Annotated in this window: 12 protein-coding genes and 1 pseudogene; 4 read left to right on the forward strand and 9 right to left on the reverse strand. The window is 60.5% G+C overall.

Annotated elements, in window-relative coordinates; translation table 11 throughout:
• Positions 1-17: 17 nt before the first annotated feature.
• The 5 genes from ACYZTW_RS09290 to ACYZTW_RS09310 are packed head-to-tail and all read right to left on the reverse strand — an operon-like array spanning position 18 to position 6,287.
• Positions 18-815, reverse strand: coding sequence for an enoyl-CoA hydratase/isomerase family protein (locus ACYZTW_RS09290; RefSeq protein ID WP_462004606.1), 798 nt, complete (start codon positions 813-815; stop codon positions 18-20).
• A complete protein-coding gene (gene atuD / locus ACYZTW_RS09295; protein ID WP_462004607.1) occupies positions 812-1,969 on the reverse strand; it encodes a citronellyl-CoA dehydrogenase in 1,158 nt (385 codons plus the stop codon). Before atuD ends, ACYZTW_RS09290 begins: the two co-directional genes overlap by 4 nt.
• A gap of 25 nt (positions 1,970-1,994) precedes the next feature.
• Positions 1,995-3,611, reverse strand: coding sequence for a geranyl-CoA carboxylase subunit beta (gene atuC / locus ACYZTW_RS09300; RefSeq protein ID WP_462004608.1), 1,617 nt, complete (start codon positions 3,609-3,611; stop codon positions 1,995-1,997).
• A 3-nt stretch (positions 3,612-3,614) separates the two neighbouring features.
• Entirely contained in the window at positions 3,615-4,484 is an 870-nt protein-coding gene (locus tag ACYZTW_RS09305) for an SDR family oxidoreductase (protein ID WP_462004609.1), read from the reverse strand.
• 12 nt (positions 4,485-4,496) lie between these two features.
• Positions 4,497-6,287: an acyclic terpene utilization AtuA family protein gene (locus ACYZTW_RS09310; RefSeq protein WP_462004610.1), complete on the reverse strand. Its 1,791-nt coding sequence runs from the start codon at positions 6,285-6,287 to the stop codon at positions 4,497-4,499.
• A gap of 190 nt (positions 6,288-6,477) precedes the next feature.
• Between ACYZTW_RS09310 and ACYZTW_RS09315 the strand changes: the two genes are divergently transcribed.
• The 3 genes and pseudogenes from ACYZTW_RS09315 (at position 6,478) to ACYZTW_RS09325 (ending at position 9,061) form a co-directional block, all read left to right on the forward strand.
• The gene (locus tag ACYZTW_RS09315; RefSeq protein ID WP_462004611.1) at positions 6,478-7,104 is read left to right on the forward strand and encodes a TetR/AcrR family transcriptional regulator; all 627 of its coding nucleotides are present in this window, start codon (positions 6,478-6,480) and stop codon (positions 7,102-7,104) included.
• Positions 7,105-7,195: 91 nt separating this feature from the next.
• Positions 7,196-8,002, forward strand: a complete 807-nt coding sequence (locus tag ACYZTW_RS09320; protein WP_462004612.1) for a substrate-binding periplasmic protein — start codon at positions 7,196-7,198, stop codon at positions 8,000-8,002.
• A gap of 100 nt (positions 8,003-8,102) precedes the next feature.
• A pseudogene (locus ACYZTW_RS09325) lies at positions 8,103-9,061 on the forward strand (GNAT family N-acetyltransferase).
• A 153-nt stretch (positions 9,062-9,214) separates the two neighbouring features.
• On the opposite strand, the gene ACYZTW_RS09330 reads toward ACYZTW_RS09325, so the two are convergent.
• Complete coding sequence (locus tag ACYZTW_RS09330) at positions 9,215-9,763, reverse strand: RNA polymerase factor sigma-70 (protein ID WP_462004613.1); 549 nt, start codon at positions 9,761-9,763, stop codon at positions 9,215-9,217.
• 571 nt (positions 9,764-10,334) lie between these two features.
• On the opposite strand from ACYZTW_RS09330, the gene ACYZTW_RS09335 reads away from it, so the two are divergent.
• Positions 10,335-11,147, forward strand: coding sequence for an alpha/beta fold hydrolase (locus tag ACYZTW_RS09335; RefSeq protein WP_462004614.1), 813 nt, complete (start codon positions 10,335-10,337; stop codon positions 11,145-11,147).
• A 94-nt stretch (positions 11,148-11,241) separates the two neighbouring features.
• Here ACYZTW_RS09335 and dsbG read toward each other — a convergent pair whose 3' ends face one another.
• From dsbG to dsbD, 3 genes are read right to left on the reverse strand one after another with little or no spacing between them, the layout of a single operon-like run.
• Entirely contained in the window at positions 11,242-12,012 is a 771-nt protein-coding gene (gene dsbG / locus ACYZTW_RS09340) for a thiol:disulfide interchange protein DsbG (RefSeq protein ID WP_462004615.1), read from the reverse strand.
• Positions 11,988-12,854, reverse strand: a complete 867-nt coding sequence (locus tag ACYZTW_RS09345) for a TlpA family protein disulfide reductase (protein ID WP_462004616.1) — start codon at positions 12,852-12,854, stop codon at positions 11,988-11,990. Before ACYZTW_RS09345 ends, dsbG begins: the two co-directional genes overlap by 25 nt.
• Complete coding sequence (gene dsbD / locus ACYZTW_RS09350; RefSeq protein WP_462004617.1) at positions 12,854-14,590, reverse strand: protein-disulfide reductase DsbD; 1,737 nt, start codon at positions 14,588-14,590, stop codon at positions 12,854-12,856. The genes ACYZTW_RS09345 and dsbD overlap by 1 nt, the downstream gene beginning before the upstream one ends.
• Between the last annotated feature and the right edge of the window lie 68 nt (positions 14,591-14,658).

The raw sequence follows: 14,658 nt of genomic DNA on the forward strand, positions 1-14,658 counted from the left end.
GCCTGCTCGCGATGCTTTTAAGGCGCCCACCCCGGTTTACGCTTTTGCATGAAGGCCATGGTCCCCTCAACTCCTTCAGCCCCGGTCACCGCCTCGCTGAACCACTCGGCCGCTTCATCCAGCAACGCATTCGATGGCTGCCCGGCACTTGCCAGCAACAGCTTTTTGGTCGTCGCATTCGCTTCCGGCGCGCAGCACAACACATGGGCCAGAATTTCATCGAGACGCTCGGCCAACGCTTGCGCGTCATGCTCGACAAAGTGCACCAACCCCATGCGCCGCGCCTGTGTGCCATCGAAACGTGCCGCGGTCAGCGCCAGTCGGCGAGTCTGAGTCAGGCCGATGCGCTGCACCACGAACGGCGCGATTTGCGCTGGCAGCAGACCGAGGCTGGTTTCCGGCAGACCGAATTGCGCCTGGTGATCGGCCAAGGCGACGTCGCTGACGCAGGCCAGACCCAATCCACCGCCGAGCACCGCGCCTTGCAGCACCGTGATCACCACTTGCGGCGCGTGTTGCACCGCTTGCAGCAGTGCACCGAACGCCCGATTCAAGTCGCGATACGCGCTCGGACCTTGAGCGCGGGCATTAGCCATGTCCTTGATGTCGCCACCGGCGCAAAAATGCCCGCCCGCACCACCGATCACCAGCGCGCGAATGGCTCGGTCGTCACCCACGGCTGCCACCACCGCGCGCAGTTCATCGACCATCTGCAAGCTCATGGCGTTGCGGCTTTCCGGGCGGTTGAGGGTGATGTGCAGGACGCCGTTATGCGGTTCAAGCAGCAAGGTCTGGCAAACGGGCAAGGTGCTCATTTCTTTTTCCCCGGCAGGATGCCCATGAGTTTGCAGATGATCCCCAGCATGATTTCGTCGGCACCGCCGCCGATCGACACCAGCCGCACGTCGCGGTACGCGCGGGCCACCGGGTTGTCCCACATGAAGCCCATGCCGCCCCAATATTGCAGGCAGCTGTCGCTGACTTCCCGACCCAAACGCCCGGCCTTGAGTTTGGCCATCGACGCCAGACGGGTGACGTCCTGGCCTTTGATGTACTGCTCGGTGGCCTGATAGACCAATGCCCGCAGGCATTCGATTTCGGTTTGCAGTTCGGCCAGGCGGAAGTGGATGACCTGATTGTCGATCAGCGCATTGCCGAAGGTTTTGCGCTCCTTGCAGTACTCGATGGTGCTGTCGATGCAGTACTCCAGGCCCTTGATCATATTCGCCGCGCCGAACAGCCGTTCCTCCTGGAACTGCAGCATCTGCATCATGAACCCCGCGCCTTCATGGCCGATGCGATTGCGTTGCGGCACGCGGACGTTGTCGAAAAACACCTGAGCGGTTTCCGAGCTGCGCATGCCGAGCTTGTCCAGGTGTGAGCTGAGGCTGATGCCCGGCGTGTTCATCGGCACCATGATCAGCGACTTGTTGATGTGCGGTTTGTCGTCCGAGGTGTTGGCCAGCAGGCAGATGAAATCGGCGCTCGGCGAGTTGGTGATCCACATCTTGCTACCGTTGATCACGTAGTCGTCACCGTCCTTGCGGGCGGTGGTTTTCAAACCGGCCACGTCGGAACCGGCGCCGACTTCGGAAACACCGATGCAACCGACCTGCTCGCCAGAGATCGCCGGCCGCAGGAATTCTTCACGCAACTCATCGGAGCCGAAACGCGCCAACGCCGGGGTGCACATGTCAGTCTGCACGCCGATGGACATCGGAATGCCGCCGCAGTGGATCGTGCCGAACTCTTCAGCCGCGACGATCGAATAGCTGTAGTCCAGCCCCATGCCGCCAAACTTTTCCGGTTTGGAAATCCCCAGCAGGCCGAGGTCGCCGGCCTTGCGGAAGATCTCGTGGATCGGAAAGCGCCCGGCCTTTTCCCATGCCTCGACGTGAGGATTGATCTCGTGATCGACAAATTGGCGGACGGTCCGGCGCAGTGCTTCGTGTTCCTGGGTGAAGATCATTTTTATTGTTCTCCTGATCGCGCTCTTAGAAGCGAGCTACACCAAAACTGTTGGTTTGCAGCGGCCGCACTTCGGCTTCATGACAGATATCCAGCAAGTACCCGAGCAAGGTCCGGGTATCCCGCGGATCGATCAACCCGTCGTCCCACAAACTGGCGCTGCCATAGAGCGCGGTGGATTGGCTGTCGAGTTTCTGCGCGGTGACCTGTTCCAGCATGTCGAGCATTTTCGGGTCGGGCACCAGGCCGTCCTTGGCCTGCTTGGCCTCGGTGACGATCCGCAGCACTTTGCCGGCCTGGGCGCCGCCCATCACCGCCGTGCGGCTGTTGGGCCAGGCGAAAATGAAGCGCGGGTCGAGGCCGCGGCCGCACATTGCGTAGTTGCCGGCGCCATAGGAGCCACCGACGACGATGGTCAGTTTAGGCACCCGGGCGTTGGCCACTGCTTGAATCATTTTCGCGCCGTGTTTGATCACGCCTTGCTGCTCCGACTCAGTGCCGACCATGAATCCGGTGGTGTTGTGAAAAAACAGCAGCGGCGTCTTGCTCTGGTCACAGAGCTGAATGAACTGCGCAGCCTTGCTCGCACCCTTGGGCGTGATCGGCCCATTGTTGCCAATGAACCCGCAGGCGCGGCCTTGAATCTGCAAATGGCCGCAGACGGTTTGCTGATCGAACTCACCCTTGAATTCGAGAAAGTTCGAGCCGTCGGCAATCCGCGCGATGATTTCGCGTACGTCATAGGGCTTTTTTGGATCATCAGGAATCAGCCCGAGCAGTTCATCGATGGGGTAGAGCGGTTCTTCCCACCGACGTTCGGGTACCCATGACAGCTGATCATTCCACGGCAACAGGCTGACAATCTCGCGTACCTGCCGCACGCCATCGGCGTCGTTCTCGGCCAGGTACTCCGCGGTGCCGGCGATTTGCGCATGCATCTCGGCGCCGCCCAGTGCTTCATCGGTGGCGACTTCGCCGGTGGCAGCCTTGAGCAGCGGCGGGCCGGCCAGAAACAGCTTGGCCTTGCCACGCACCACCACCACGTAATCCGACAACCCTGGCTGATAGGCGCCACCCGCTGTGGCCGAGCCATGGACCACCGTGATTTGCGGCAGGCCCATGGCCGACATCCGCGCCTGATTGGCAAAGCTGCGGGCGCCTTCGACGAAAATCTCCGCCGCGTAATTGAGGTTGGCGCCACCGCTTTCGGCCAGGATAATGACCGGCAGTTTGTTCTCCATGGCGATCTGTTGCAGGCGCAGGGATTTTTTCAAACCGCTGGGGGAAATGGTCCCGCCTTTGATCGCACTGTTGTTCGCCACCACCAGTACCCGCACGCCGGACACGTAACCGATTCCCGCGATCAACCCGCCGCCTGCCGAGCTGCCGTCCTTGTCGTCGTGCAGCTTGTAGCCCGCCAGGCTCGCCAGTTCGAGGAACGGGGCGCCGGGGTCCAGCAGCAGGTTGAGGCGTTCCCGGGGTAACAATTGGCCGCGCTTGTCGAACCTGGGCTTGGCTTCGGCCGCTTTATTCAGCAGGTGCTGTTCGAGCTGGCGGACGTGCTCGATGCCGACCAGCATCGCCGCGTGATTGCGGGCGAACTGTTCGCTGAACGGGTCCACTTGCGACTGAATCACCGGCATGACTTATTCCTTATCCTTGAGGACGTCCGGCAAGTAGGCTCGATGGAAACCGTTATACGACTCGCTGATCTGCGCCTTGTGTATCGGCCAGGCGCGCCCGCCCAGGCTGGCGGCGCCGTCGATGCGCAAGGTGCTGCCGCTGACAAACGCCGCTGCCGGGCTGAGCAGGAAAACGATCGCCGCGCTGACTTCCGATTCGGTGCCGATGCGTTTCAGTGGAACGTGCTCGCGCAACGTCGGGATCACCGCTTTGTACGCGCCTTCGTAGGTGTCCATGCCACTGGACGCGATCCAGCCCGGCGCCACGGCATTGACCCGCACCCCGGCATAACCCCATTCGAACGCGGCGGTCTTGGTGAGGTTGTCCATGCCTGAGCGCGCCGCGCCCGAGTGGCCCATGCCGGGCATGCCGCCCCACATGTCGGCGAGCATGTTGACGATGGCGCCGCCGTGCGTGCTCATGGACTGGTTGAACACTTCCCGGGCCATCAGGAAGCCGCCCATCAGGTTGGTGTGCAACACCGTTTCGAAACCTTTTTGATTGATCGACGCCAGCGGCGACGGGTACTGCCCGCCGGCATTATTGACCAGACCGTGAATCAGTCCGTGCTTGCGGATTAATTCGCTGACCACATGCTTGACGGCTTCTTCCTCACGAATATCGCAGACCATCCAGTCAGCCTTGCCGCCATCTTCGGTAATCTCGGCCACGACGTTTTTCAGCTTGTCGGCCTTGCGCCCGAGCAGCAGCACATGGGCGCCGAGGGCCGCCAGTTCGTGAGCGGTGCAACGGCCGATGCCGCTGCCGCCACCGGTGATGATGATATTTTGGCCTGCAAACAAATCGGCTTTGAAAATCGAATCGTAAGCCATGGCAACAGTCCTCTAGTTGACCCGGTCGGCGATGCGCTGAGGCACCGGTATCTGAATTTCCAGCAGTTGCTGGGCGAAGGCTTTGCCTTGCGGATCGATCCGCAGGCTGGCCACACCACCACCTCCCAGGGCGTTCTCCAGCAGAAAATTAAGGCTGTGGGTGCCCGGCAGGTACCAGCGTTCGACACGTCCGTGGATCGGATCGAGGACATGACTCATCCAGTCGACGATCACTTCTGGCGTCAAGGCTTCGGCAATCCACGGCAGGTACTCCGGCTCGCGGGCCATGACGCCGATGTTGCTGTGGTTACCCTTGTCACCGGAACGCGCCACTGCGAGTTTGACCAGGGCCACGCTGGCATCGGCCCGGTCTGTGGGTTTCGGTAGGGCGCACGCCACGGGCAAGTCGGCGGTGTCGAGCACATCAACGGCGGGCAGGGCGCAGGGGTGGCGCCGGCCCTTTAGATCAATTTCCAGCGTGCAGGCGGTTTTGTCGATAAGGAACGAGAACAGCCGGATCAGCGGATACACCGTCGGCCGTCCACCGACAATTCCGGTCAGTCCCGGCGCCATGCCGGTGGCGGCCTGGGCGATCTCATGGGAGAACACAATCAACGCCTGTTTACCCGGATGGCGCACTGCGAGTTTGATCACCACTTCGCGGCTGTCCTGACGCTGACCGTGGGGGCCGTAAGTGGCCTCGCTGCCGAGCAGTTCGATGTTCACTTCGCTGTAGGGCCCCCAGCCGCGCTGGCTGAAGATTTCCGAGGTCTTGTTGATGATCGCTTCGCTGACTCGACGCGCCTTGTCGACCGCATCGATCCCGGCGATCAGGCAACTGGCGGTGCAGCGGAAACCGTCCGGGTACGTCGCGCTGACCTTGTACTGATCGGTCGGCGGCAAGCCTTTTGCGCCGTGCACCTGAACCGCGTTTTTGCCTTGTTGCACGAGTTTGACTTCAGTGAAATCGCAGACCACGTCCGGCAGCAGATACGCCTGCGGGTTGCCGATTTCATACAGCATCTGCTCGCCGACCGTCAGTGGGGTGACCAGCCCGCCGGAGCCTTCGGGCTTGCTGACGATGAACTGGCTGTCGGCGATGACTTCGACGATGGGGAAGCCGATGTGTTCGTAGTCGGGCACCTCGCGCCAATCGGTGAAGTTGCCGCCGGTGCACTGGGCGCCGCATTCGATGATGTGGCCGGCCAATGCGGCTTGGGCGAGTTTGTCGTAGTCGTGCCACGACCAGCCGAACTCATGCACCAGCGCGGCGCTGACCACGGCGCTGTCGACTACGCGCCCGGTGATGACGATGTCGGCGCCCAGACGCAGGGCTTCGACGATGCCCGGTGCACCGAGGTAGGCGTTGGTCGAGACACACATCGGCGGCAAGGGCGCGCCGCTGAACATTTCATGGATACCGCTGCAGCTCAGCCGTTTGAACTGCGGCTGCAAGTCATCGCCCAGCAGCACGGCAATCTTCAGCGCCACCCCGGCCTTGTCGCAGGCCGCTTGCAGGGCGGCGGCGCAGGCTTGCGGGTTGACCCCGCCGGCATTGCTGATGATGCGGATTTTCTGTTCGGCGAGTTGGCCCAGCAACGGGCTGAGGACTTCGATGAAGTCGCTGGCGTAACCGGCCTGGGGATCTTTCATCCGCGCACCGGCCATGATCGACATCGTAATCTCGGCCAGATAATCGAAGACCAGATAGTCCAGACGCCCACCTTCCACCAGTTGCGCGGCGGCGGTCGAGGTGTCGCCCCAGAAGGCGCTGGCGCAACCGATGCGGATTGTTTTTGGCACAGTCAACTCCATAACCACCCCCGACAGAAGTACATCGAGACTACCAAGCAAGCGCTTGGTTTGTAAACGGCTTAACTATCTTCTGCCCGAGCGCTTGCTTGGTCGCTCCGGCCAGCTTAAATTGCCCGCGCAACCCCGCAGTTTTAGCGGCAAGCGGCGTATTTGATTGATCGACTGTAGGAGAGAACGGGTGGACGAGCAAAAAGCCCTGAGGGTGATGCGCGAATTGGTCGACAGCGGCCAATTGACCGACCCGGACAGCGCCCGCGGCAAACTGCTGCAAGTGGCGGCTCACCTGTTCCGCAACAAAGGTTATGAACGCACCACCGTGCGCGATCTGGCCGGTGCCGTGGGGATTCAGTCCGGCAGTATTTTTCATCACTTCAAAAGCAAGGACGAGATCCTGCGGGCGGTGATGGAGGAAACCATTCGCTACAACACCGCGTTGATGCGTGCAGCCCTGGCAGAAGCCGGCAGTGTGCGCGAGCGGGTACTGGCGCTGATTCGTTGTGAGTTGCAGTCGATCATGGGCGGCAGCGGCGAGGCCATGGCGGTGTTGGTGTATGAATGGCGCTCGCTGTCCGAAGACGGGCAGGCGCAGGTGCTGGCGCTGCGCGATATTTATGAAGAGCTTTGGCTTCAGGTGCTGAGCGAGGCCAAGGACGCCGGTTTTATTCGCGGGGATGTGTTCATCACTCGCCGTTTTCTGACCGGTGCGTTGTCCTGGACCACCACCTGGTATCGCGCCAGCGGCAGCATGAGCCTCGATCAATTGGCCGATGAGGCGTTGATTCTGGTGCTGGAAGAGAAACAATAGCTTTCCAAGTCAGAAGGAAACTGGCTAAGTGGCCGAAACCGCCTAGCTTGAATGCATTGAAGTGTATTTTTTTGGGGAGTGGGTTGTTTTGATGTCTTCGCCAATTCGGACGGCTTCGCGGCTTTTGCTGGCGACGCTTGCGACGTTATGCGTGGTTCCGTCCCAGGCCGCACAGCTGGTGCGGGTCGGTGCCGCACATTTTCCTCCTTATACCGTGCGCCCGGAATCCGGTGCTGACACCGGTTTGCTGCCGCAACTGGTCGAGGCGCTCAATGTCTTGCAGAGCGACTATCAGTTTGTGTTGGTGCCCACTTCCATTCCCCGGCGTTTTGGTGACTTCAAGCAAGGCCGGGTGGACATGGCGATTTTCGAGAACCCGGACTGGGGCTGGAAGGACATCCCGCACACCACTGTCGACATGGGACTGGAAGACGCCGAGATTTTTGTCGCGCAACGCCAACCCGATGGCCAGCCGGTTCGTCAGCAGAATTATTTTGCCGACCTCGCCGGCAAACGCCTGGCGCTGTTCAGCGGCTATCACTACGAATTCGCCAACTTCAATGCCGATCCAAAATTCCTAGCGCAGAACTACAACGCCACGCTGACGTATTCCCATGACAGTAACCTGCTGATGGTGCTGCGCGGGCGTGCCGATGTTGCCCTGGTGACGCGCTCTTACTTGAGTGATTACCTGCTGCGCAACAAGGAAGTCGCTGATCAATTGCTGGTGTCCCAGCGTATCGATCAGGTTTATCACCACTACGCCATCCTCAGTCCGGCCGCACCCATCAGTGGTGAGGCGTTCGGCAAGTTCCTGCAAGGGTTGCGGGACAATGGCGAGATGCTGAAGATTTTCGATCCCTACAAGATCGCCGTGGTGCCGGTCCCGGGTAGCTGAGATCGCACCACAGGTCGCGTATTGACCGACTTCTCTTAAATTTCCCGCACTGGCTCACGTCACCTCGTTGAACTGTCGACGATCAACGTGAGCCCGACCCATGTCCAATCTGAATCACCTGACTGCCCTGGCCTTGCCGACAGGAAGCCGTCTTGTAGCGGATGAAACCGAAAGCCGCCTGTGCCTCAGCCTTGAAGGGCAGCCGCTGATCCAGCTGCGCCTGACTCGCGAGCCCGAATGGCATGTGCAGGCAGAGGAACGCTTTGGCCCATCCTGTCGCTCAGGCAATCTGGGCGGCCTGTTATTGGCTGTTTGCCCGTGACCCGTCTTGCCAGCGTCTGACCTGGCAACTCGATGAAGCCCCCACCGAAGCATTGCTCAGCGGGTTGCTGATCCCTACCGAAGTCGTCGGCCAGTATCGCTGCGAGCGCACGTTGTTCTGGCAGTTGCCTCAGCCTTGGCTGGGCGCGTCACTGACATCGAGTTATCCGCAGCAAATGGTCATCAGTGGCGGCAAGCGTCATCCGCTGCGCCCGGTGAAACCGCGTGGTGAAGTCTATCGGCGTTTTGATGCGCGCCTCGGTGCCTGGATTTCCCTGCGTACGGTGGACATTCTGGCAGGAGGAGGGCAGCCTCGAGAAGCATCGCGAGTACCTGAGCAAACTTGAGGCTGACCCCCACGCCCTGACGCTGATCGGTTGTTTCGATGATCAGCCGTTCGCCTACTTTGAAGCCTATTGGGCCAAGGAAGATCGCATCGCGCCGTTCTATGACGCCGGCGATTACGACCGCGGTATTCACATGCTGGTGGGTGAAGAAAATCACCGTGGCCCGCACAAGGTGGCGAGCTGGTTATCAGCGTTGACGCATTACCTGTTTCTCGACGATCCCCGTACTCAGCGAGTGGTTGCCGAGCCTCGCGCCGACAACGCGAAGATGATCGGGCATATGCAGAACCAGGGTTTCCACTGCGAGAAAGCGTTCGACTTCCCGCACAAGCGTGCGGCGTTGATGGTGTTGGGGCGTGAGCGGTTTTTTGATCGGTGTGTATTGGCTTGATGCATACGGCGCAAGGTCTGTTTCGGTCTTGAGTGCCCCATCGCGATCAGGCTCGCTCCCACATAGATCTCCTGTGAACACACAATTTGTGAACAATAGAGATCAAATGTGGGAGCGAGCCTGCTCGCGAATGGGGCAATGAGATTTCAGATCTTAGCGGCGGACAAAAGTATCCACACGACTGCCCGACACCTTGCGGCAGTGCACCAGCGCATCGCGAATCATGAAGTTCACCAGGGTCGGCGAGACGCCAAGCTCCTTGGCGATGTCCTTTTGCGGCACGCCGTGCAGGCGATACATCTCGAAGGCGTAGCGGGTGCGGCTGGGCAGCTCGGTCAGCGCGTCGGCGATGTGTTCCAGCGTCGAGAAGTTGATGTGCGAGGTTTCCGGCGAAGCGCCTTGTATCACCACGTTCAGGCCTTCCTCTTCAGGGCCCGAATACTTCTGCTCCAGCGCCTGTTTACGATAGTGATCGATCGCCAGGTTGCGCACGATCTGGAACAGGTAGCTGAGCTGAGCCTTGAATGAGGACGTGATCTGCGGCGCCGATTGCAGCCGGAAGAACGCATCCTGCACCACGTCTTCGGCACGCGACCGACAGCCGGTAATGCGGGTTGCAATCTTGACCAGAATCAGTCGATTGTCGACGAATGCCTGAAGTAGCGGTGAATCGCACCTGCTTGTGGACACTTGTTCCGTCATGGAAATCACCTTGCTGCCAATAGGTTCGTGGGACGGCTCGCGGGGGCTGAACGGTCCTACATATCGAGCGACAAATTATGTTGAATGATAATGATTGTCAATTGAGAAAGAGGATTAATGCTCCTGAAGGGTGCGGAGTGAGAACCGCGACACGCTGACGCACCCGGCCCCTGTTGGGGTTCAAGCCTGCGGACTAATTATTTCAAGACGTCAACCGTTCTCATTGGTGAATGGTTTCGGGTAGCCGCTGCGGCCAAAACAGCATTCCCAAGCCTTGCGCGGTCGGCGAAGACCGCGTCCTGCACGCCCTCGACGGGGCGTGTCGTCAGAAAACCGATTCCACTTGCAAGCCGAATTCAGGCAGGAAACCTCATGACCGACGCGTTCGAACTCCCCAGCACTAGCGTCGCTAAAGGCCTCATCGCGAGCAAGCTCGCTCCCACAGGGATATGCGATCACCTGTGGGAGCGAGCTTGCTCGCGATGAGGCCAGTGCAGACAACTACAAGGTTGACTGTGGAGCGACTCCGGCACAGTCTGCCTGCTCCATTTTTTGCGAGAGGAGACAGTCAATGCCCTTCGTTACGGTTGATGGACAACCCCTTCACTACCTTGATCAAGGCAATGGCCCTGCCGTTCTACTGGCTGGCAGCTACCTGTGGGACCAGACCATGTGGGCGCCGCAGATCGCCGCGCTTTCGCAGCACTACCGAGTGATCGCTTTGGATCTGTGGGGCCATGGTGAATCCGGGCGTATGCCCGAGTGCACACAGTCGCTGGATGACATTGCGCGCCAGGCACTGGCGCTGCTTGATCACCTGGACATCGACCGTGTCACGCTGGTCGGTCTCTCGGTCGGCGGTATGTGGGGCGTGCGTCTGGCGCTGTCGGCGCCGCAGCGCATCAACGGTCTGGTGCTGATGGACACCTACGTCGGCGTCGAGCCGGAACCGACTCGCCAGTACTATTTCTCGCTGTTCAAACAGATCGAAGACACCGGCGTGATCGCACCGCAGCTGCTCGATATCGTCGTGCCGATCTTCTTCCGTCCGGGCATCGACCCGCAGTCGGCGCTGTATCAGGATTTCCGCGCCAAATTGGCCGCGCTGCCGCCGGAGCGTCTGCGCGAGAGCATCGTGCCAATGGGGCGGATTACGTTTGGGCGGGATGATCTGTTGCCGCGTCTGGGCGAGTTGAATCCTGAGACCACGCTGCTGATGTGTGGCGATCAGGACAAACCGCGGCCGCCATCGGAGACGAGGGAGATGGCCGAGTTGATTGGTTGCCCGTATGTACTGGTGCCGGAGGCGGGACATATCTCTAACCTAGAGAATCCGCAGTTCGTGACAGCGGCTTTGCTGAAGTTTTTGGCTGAGAGAACTTAATCGGTTCTGCTGACGCCTTCGCGAGCAGGCTCGCTCCCACAGGGGAATGCATTCCAATGTGGGAGCGGTTCTGCTCGCGAAGGGGCCGGTGAATTCACTTCGGCCCGAGAATTTGCACCAACTTGTCCGGCGACGGTGCGCCTTGCTGTTGTTGCAGCTCGCCCTTGTCGTCCATGTAGAAAATCGCCGGGGTGGCCTGCAGCTCCAGGTCTTCCATCAACTGCATGTTCGCCGCCAGTTTCGCCTGAATCGCCGGTGGCACGTTTTTCAGGGCTTTTAGTGAGCTGTCCTTGCCTGACTTCTCATGGTCTTCCAGGGCTTTCTGCGGATCCTTGGCGGCCAGCAGCGCAGCTGATTTGCCCGGGCTGTCTTCGCGAATGATGCCGACCATGATGTGCCGCAACTGCACCTTGCCCGCCTTGACCCATGGCCGCGCCTGTTCCCAGAACATGTTGCAGTAAGGGCAATTCGGATCGCTGAACAGGTAGACGACACGCGGCGCATCTTTCTTCCCGTCACCGATCCAGTTGCTGGCTTCCATCTTGCCCCAGATTTCCTTGGCCATCGGTGCATAAACCAGCTTCTGCAGCGGCGCGCTGCTCAGGTCGTTGCCGTCGGCGTCATACAAATTGCCGAGCAGCACGTGCTTGCCATCCGGGGTCAGGTACAACGCCATGCCCCGGTTCTGGTACTGCGCCGCGTAACCACGCAAGCCGTCGGGTGCGTCGAATTCGCCGACGATTTTCGCGCCCTTGGCTTCGATTTTCTTGATCGCTTCGGGCAATTCTTCGGCGGCCTGCACTGACGGTAAATGCAGTAGGGCGGCACCCAGGGTCAACGTCAGCAGGTGGCGGAGGCGGGGCATGGCAGTTTCCTTGAAGAGGTGGCCGGTGCGGCAGGATTCGGGGTGTCGAAGTTTTCCAGGGCGCGGGCCAGGCTGGCTTCCGACAGCTCACCCAGATGGCTGCCCAGCAGGCGACCGTCGGGGCTATAGAACAGCGTAGTCGGCAACGCCATGGAGCCGACAGCCTGACCCAATCGGCCACCGCCGTCGAACAGCACGTTGGACAGGCTCAGGCCCTGGGTTTCCAGAAAAGTACTGACGCTTTGCATGCTTTCAGCCTGGTTGACGAACAGGAACGTCAGGTCCGGGCGGTGTTGCTGGGCGTTTTCCAGTACCGGCATTTCCCGACGGCACGGCGGACACCAGGTGGCCCAGAGATTGATTACCAACGGGCCGCCCTTGTAGTCGGCCAATTGCACGGTTTCACCGGCGGCATTGCGCAGGGTAATTTCCGGCAGGCGTGTGCCTTGTTCGTAAATCGTCAGGGAGAAGGTCGCCAGCAACCAGAACGCCAAACCGCTGGCCACGCCAAAGCCCAGCGGCCGGCGCAAGCCCGGGCGACGCCAGCCTCGATACAACGCGGCCAGCAGCAGCACGATCACACCCGGCCAGGCGAGGAAACCGCCGTCGCGCAGGTCGATGATCTGCCAGGGGTCATCGCGATAATGGGCCCAGTAAACGGCCACGAAACCGACCCGGGCGGCCAGCATGCCCAGCAGGAACAGGCTGAACAGCACCGACTCCGGATTCTCGCCGCCGCGCTTGGCCGCCCGCCAGCCGACGAAGGTCGCCAGCGCCAGGGCACTGATCAGCAGCAGGTGATTAAGCGCGATGGCAAAAGTGCCGAGGGTAAAGGTCAGCATTAACGGGCGTCTCGGGTGGTGGTCCAGCGTTGCAGGAAGGTGCCGGCATCAACCTCACCGGTGATGCGCTGGTTGCGACGCTCGATGCCGTCGGCGCCGATCCACAGCAGGCTCGGTGGCCCCGGCACTTTATAACGGCCGAGCAGTTCGCGGCTGGCGGCATTGTCGGCGGTGACGTCCAGCCGTAGCAAGCGCACATCGCTCAAGGCTTCCAGCACGTGAGGTTTGCCGAACACCTGTTTTTCCATGACCTTGCACGACACGCACCAGTCGGCGTAGTAGTCCAGCAGCACCCATTGGCCTTGAGCCTGTGCCGCGTCGAGTTCCCGTTGCAGAGCTGCCGGGTCCTTGATCGTGGTGAATGCGTCGTGGCCGACCGGGTTTGCGGCGTTGCTGGAATTTGAAGCGCTGTAGACCTGCAATGGCTTCAACAAGTCGTCACCGCCGCCGGCGGCACCGATCATCAGCAGGCTGCCCCACACACCGAGCAATAGTGAGCTGGCGCCGAACACATGGGCTACGCGACCGAAACCTTCCGACTGTTTCCAGGCGCTGTACGCGGCAATCAGCAGCAACGCACCGCACAAACCAATCCACAGGGATTCATCCAGCACCGGACGCAGCATCAATAACGCGGTGGCGAGGAACAGGAAGCCAAACACACCCTTGAGCAGGTTCATCCAGGCGCCGGGTTTGGGCAGGAAGCGATTGCCGACGGTCACCAGCAACAACAGCGGCACACCGATGCCGATGCCCATGGCGAACAGAATCAGCCCGCCATGCAGCGCATTGCCGCTTTGAGCGATGTAGAGCAAGGCGCCCGCCAGCGGGGCGGTCATGCACGGACCCACCAGCAAACCGGACAAGGCCCCCAACACACCAGCACCGAACAGGCTGCCGCCGCGCTGATTGCGCGAGACATTTTCCAATCGATCACGCACAGCCACCGGCAGTTGCAACTCGAAGAAGCCGAACATCGGCAATGCCAGCAATACAAACACAGCCGCGAAACTGCCCAGCAACCAAGGGTTCTGCAACAACGCCTGCAGGTTCGCTCCGAGCAGCGCGGCCAGAACGCCCATCGCCGCATACACCAGCGCCATGCTCACGACGTAGCTGGTGGCCAAGGCGAAACCGCGCTTGGGCGTGGCGCCACTGCCGACGATCAAACCGGCCAGAATCGGCAGCATCGGCAACGAGCAAGGCGTGAAGGCCAGCAACAGCCCAAGACCGAAGAACACCAGCAAGCTCCAGCCCAGCGCCCGTTGTTGCAGGTCGCTGGCCAAGGCTTGATCCGGCGCTTCGTCTGTCGCAGAGATAGTCGATTTACCACCCAGATCCACGACCTGAGTTTGCGGTGGATAACACAAACCGGCATCGGCACAGCCCTGGAAGCCCACTTTGATTTGACCCGTGGCACCTGCCGGAATCTTCAGTTCCAGGCCTTGGCGATAGACCTGCTGTTCGCCAAAAAACTCATCGCTGTGCGCTTCGCCTTCAGGTAATACGGGATGGTGCTCAGCGGGCAAACCATCGAACTTCAGGCGTTTCTGATAAAGGTAATACCCGTCGGTGATCTGCCAGTAGAGCTGTGTTTCGCCCGATTCAAGGCGTTCGGAAGTGAAAACGAATGCCTTTTCCACGGGCAAAAATTCAGGTTTGGTCTCGAACGGATTGGTCCCTGCCTGGGCCACACCCGAGATCAAGAGAACCAAAAATAGAAACAGTCGACGCATGGGTAAGCCTTATCCCTGTGCAAGTGAGGTGCACAATGGGAGGCGGCGATTAACCGATGATTAACCGT

The sequence above is a fragment of the Pseudomonas sp. LB3P25 genome (assembly GCF_054897985.1).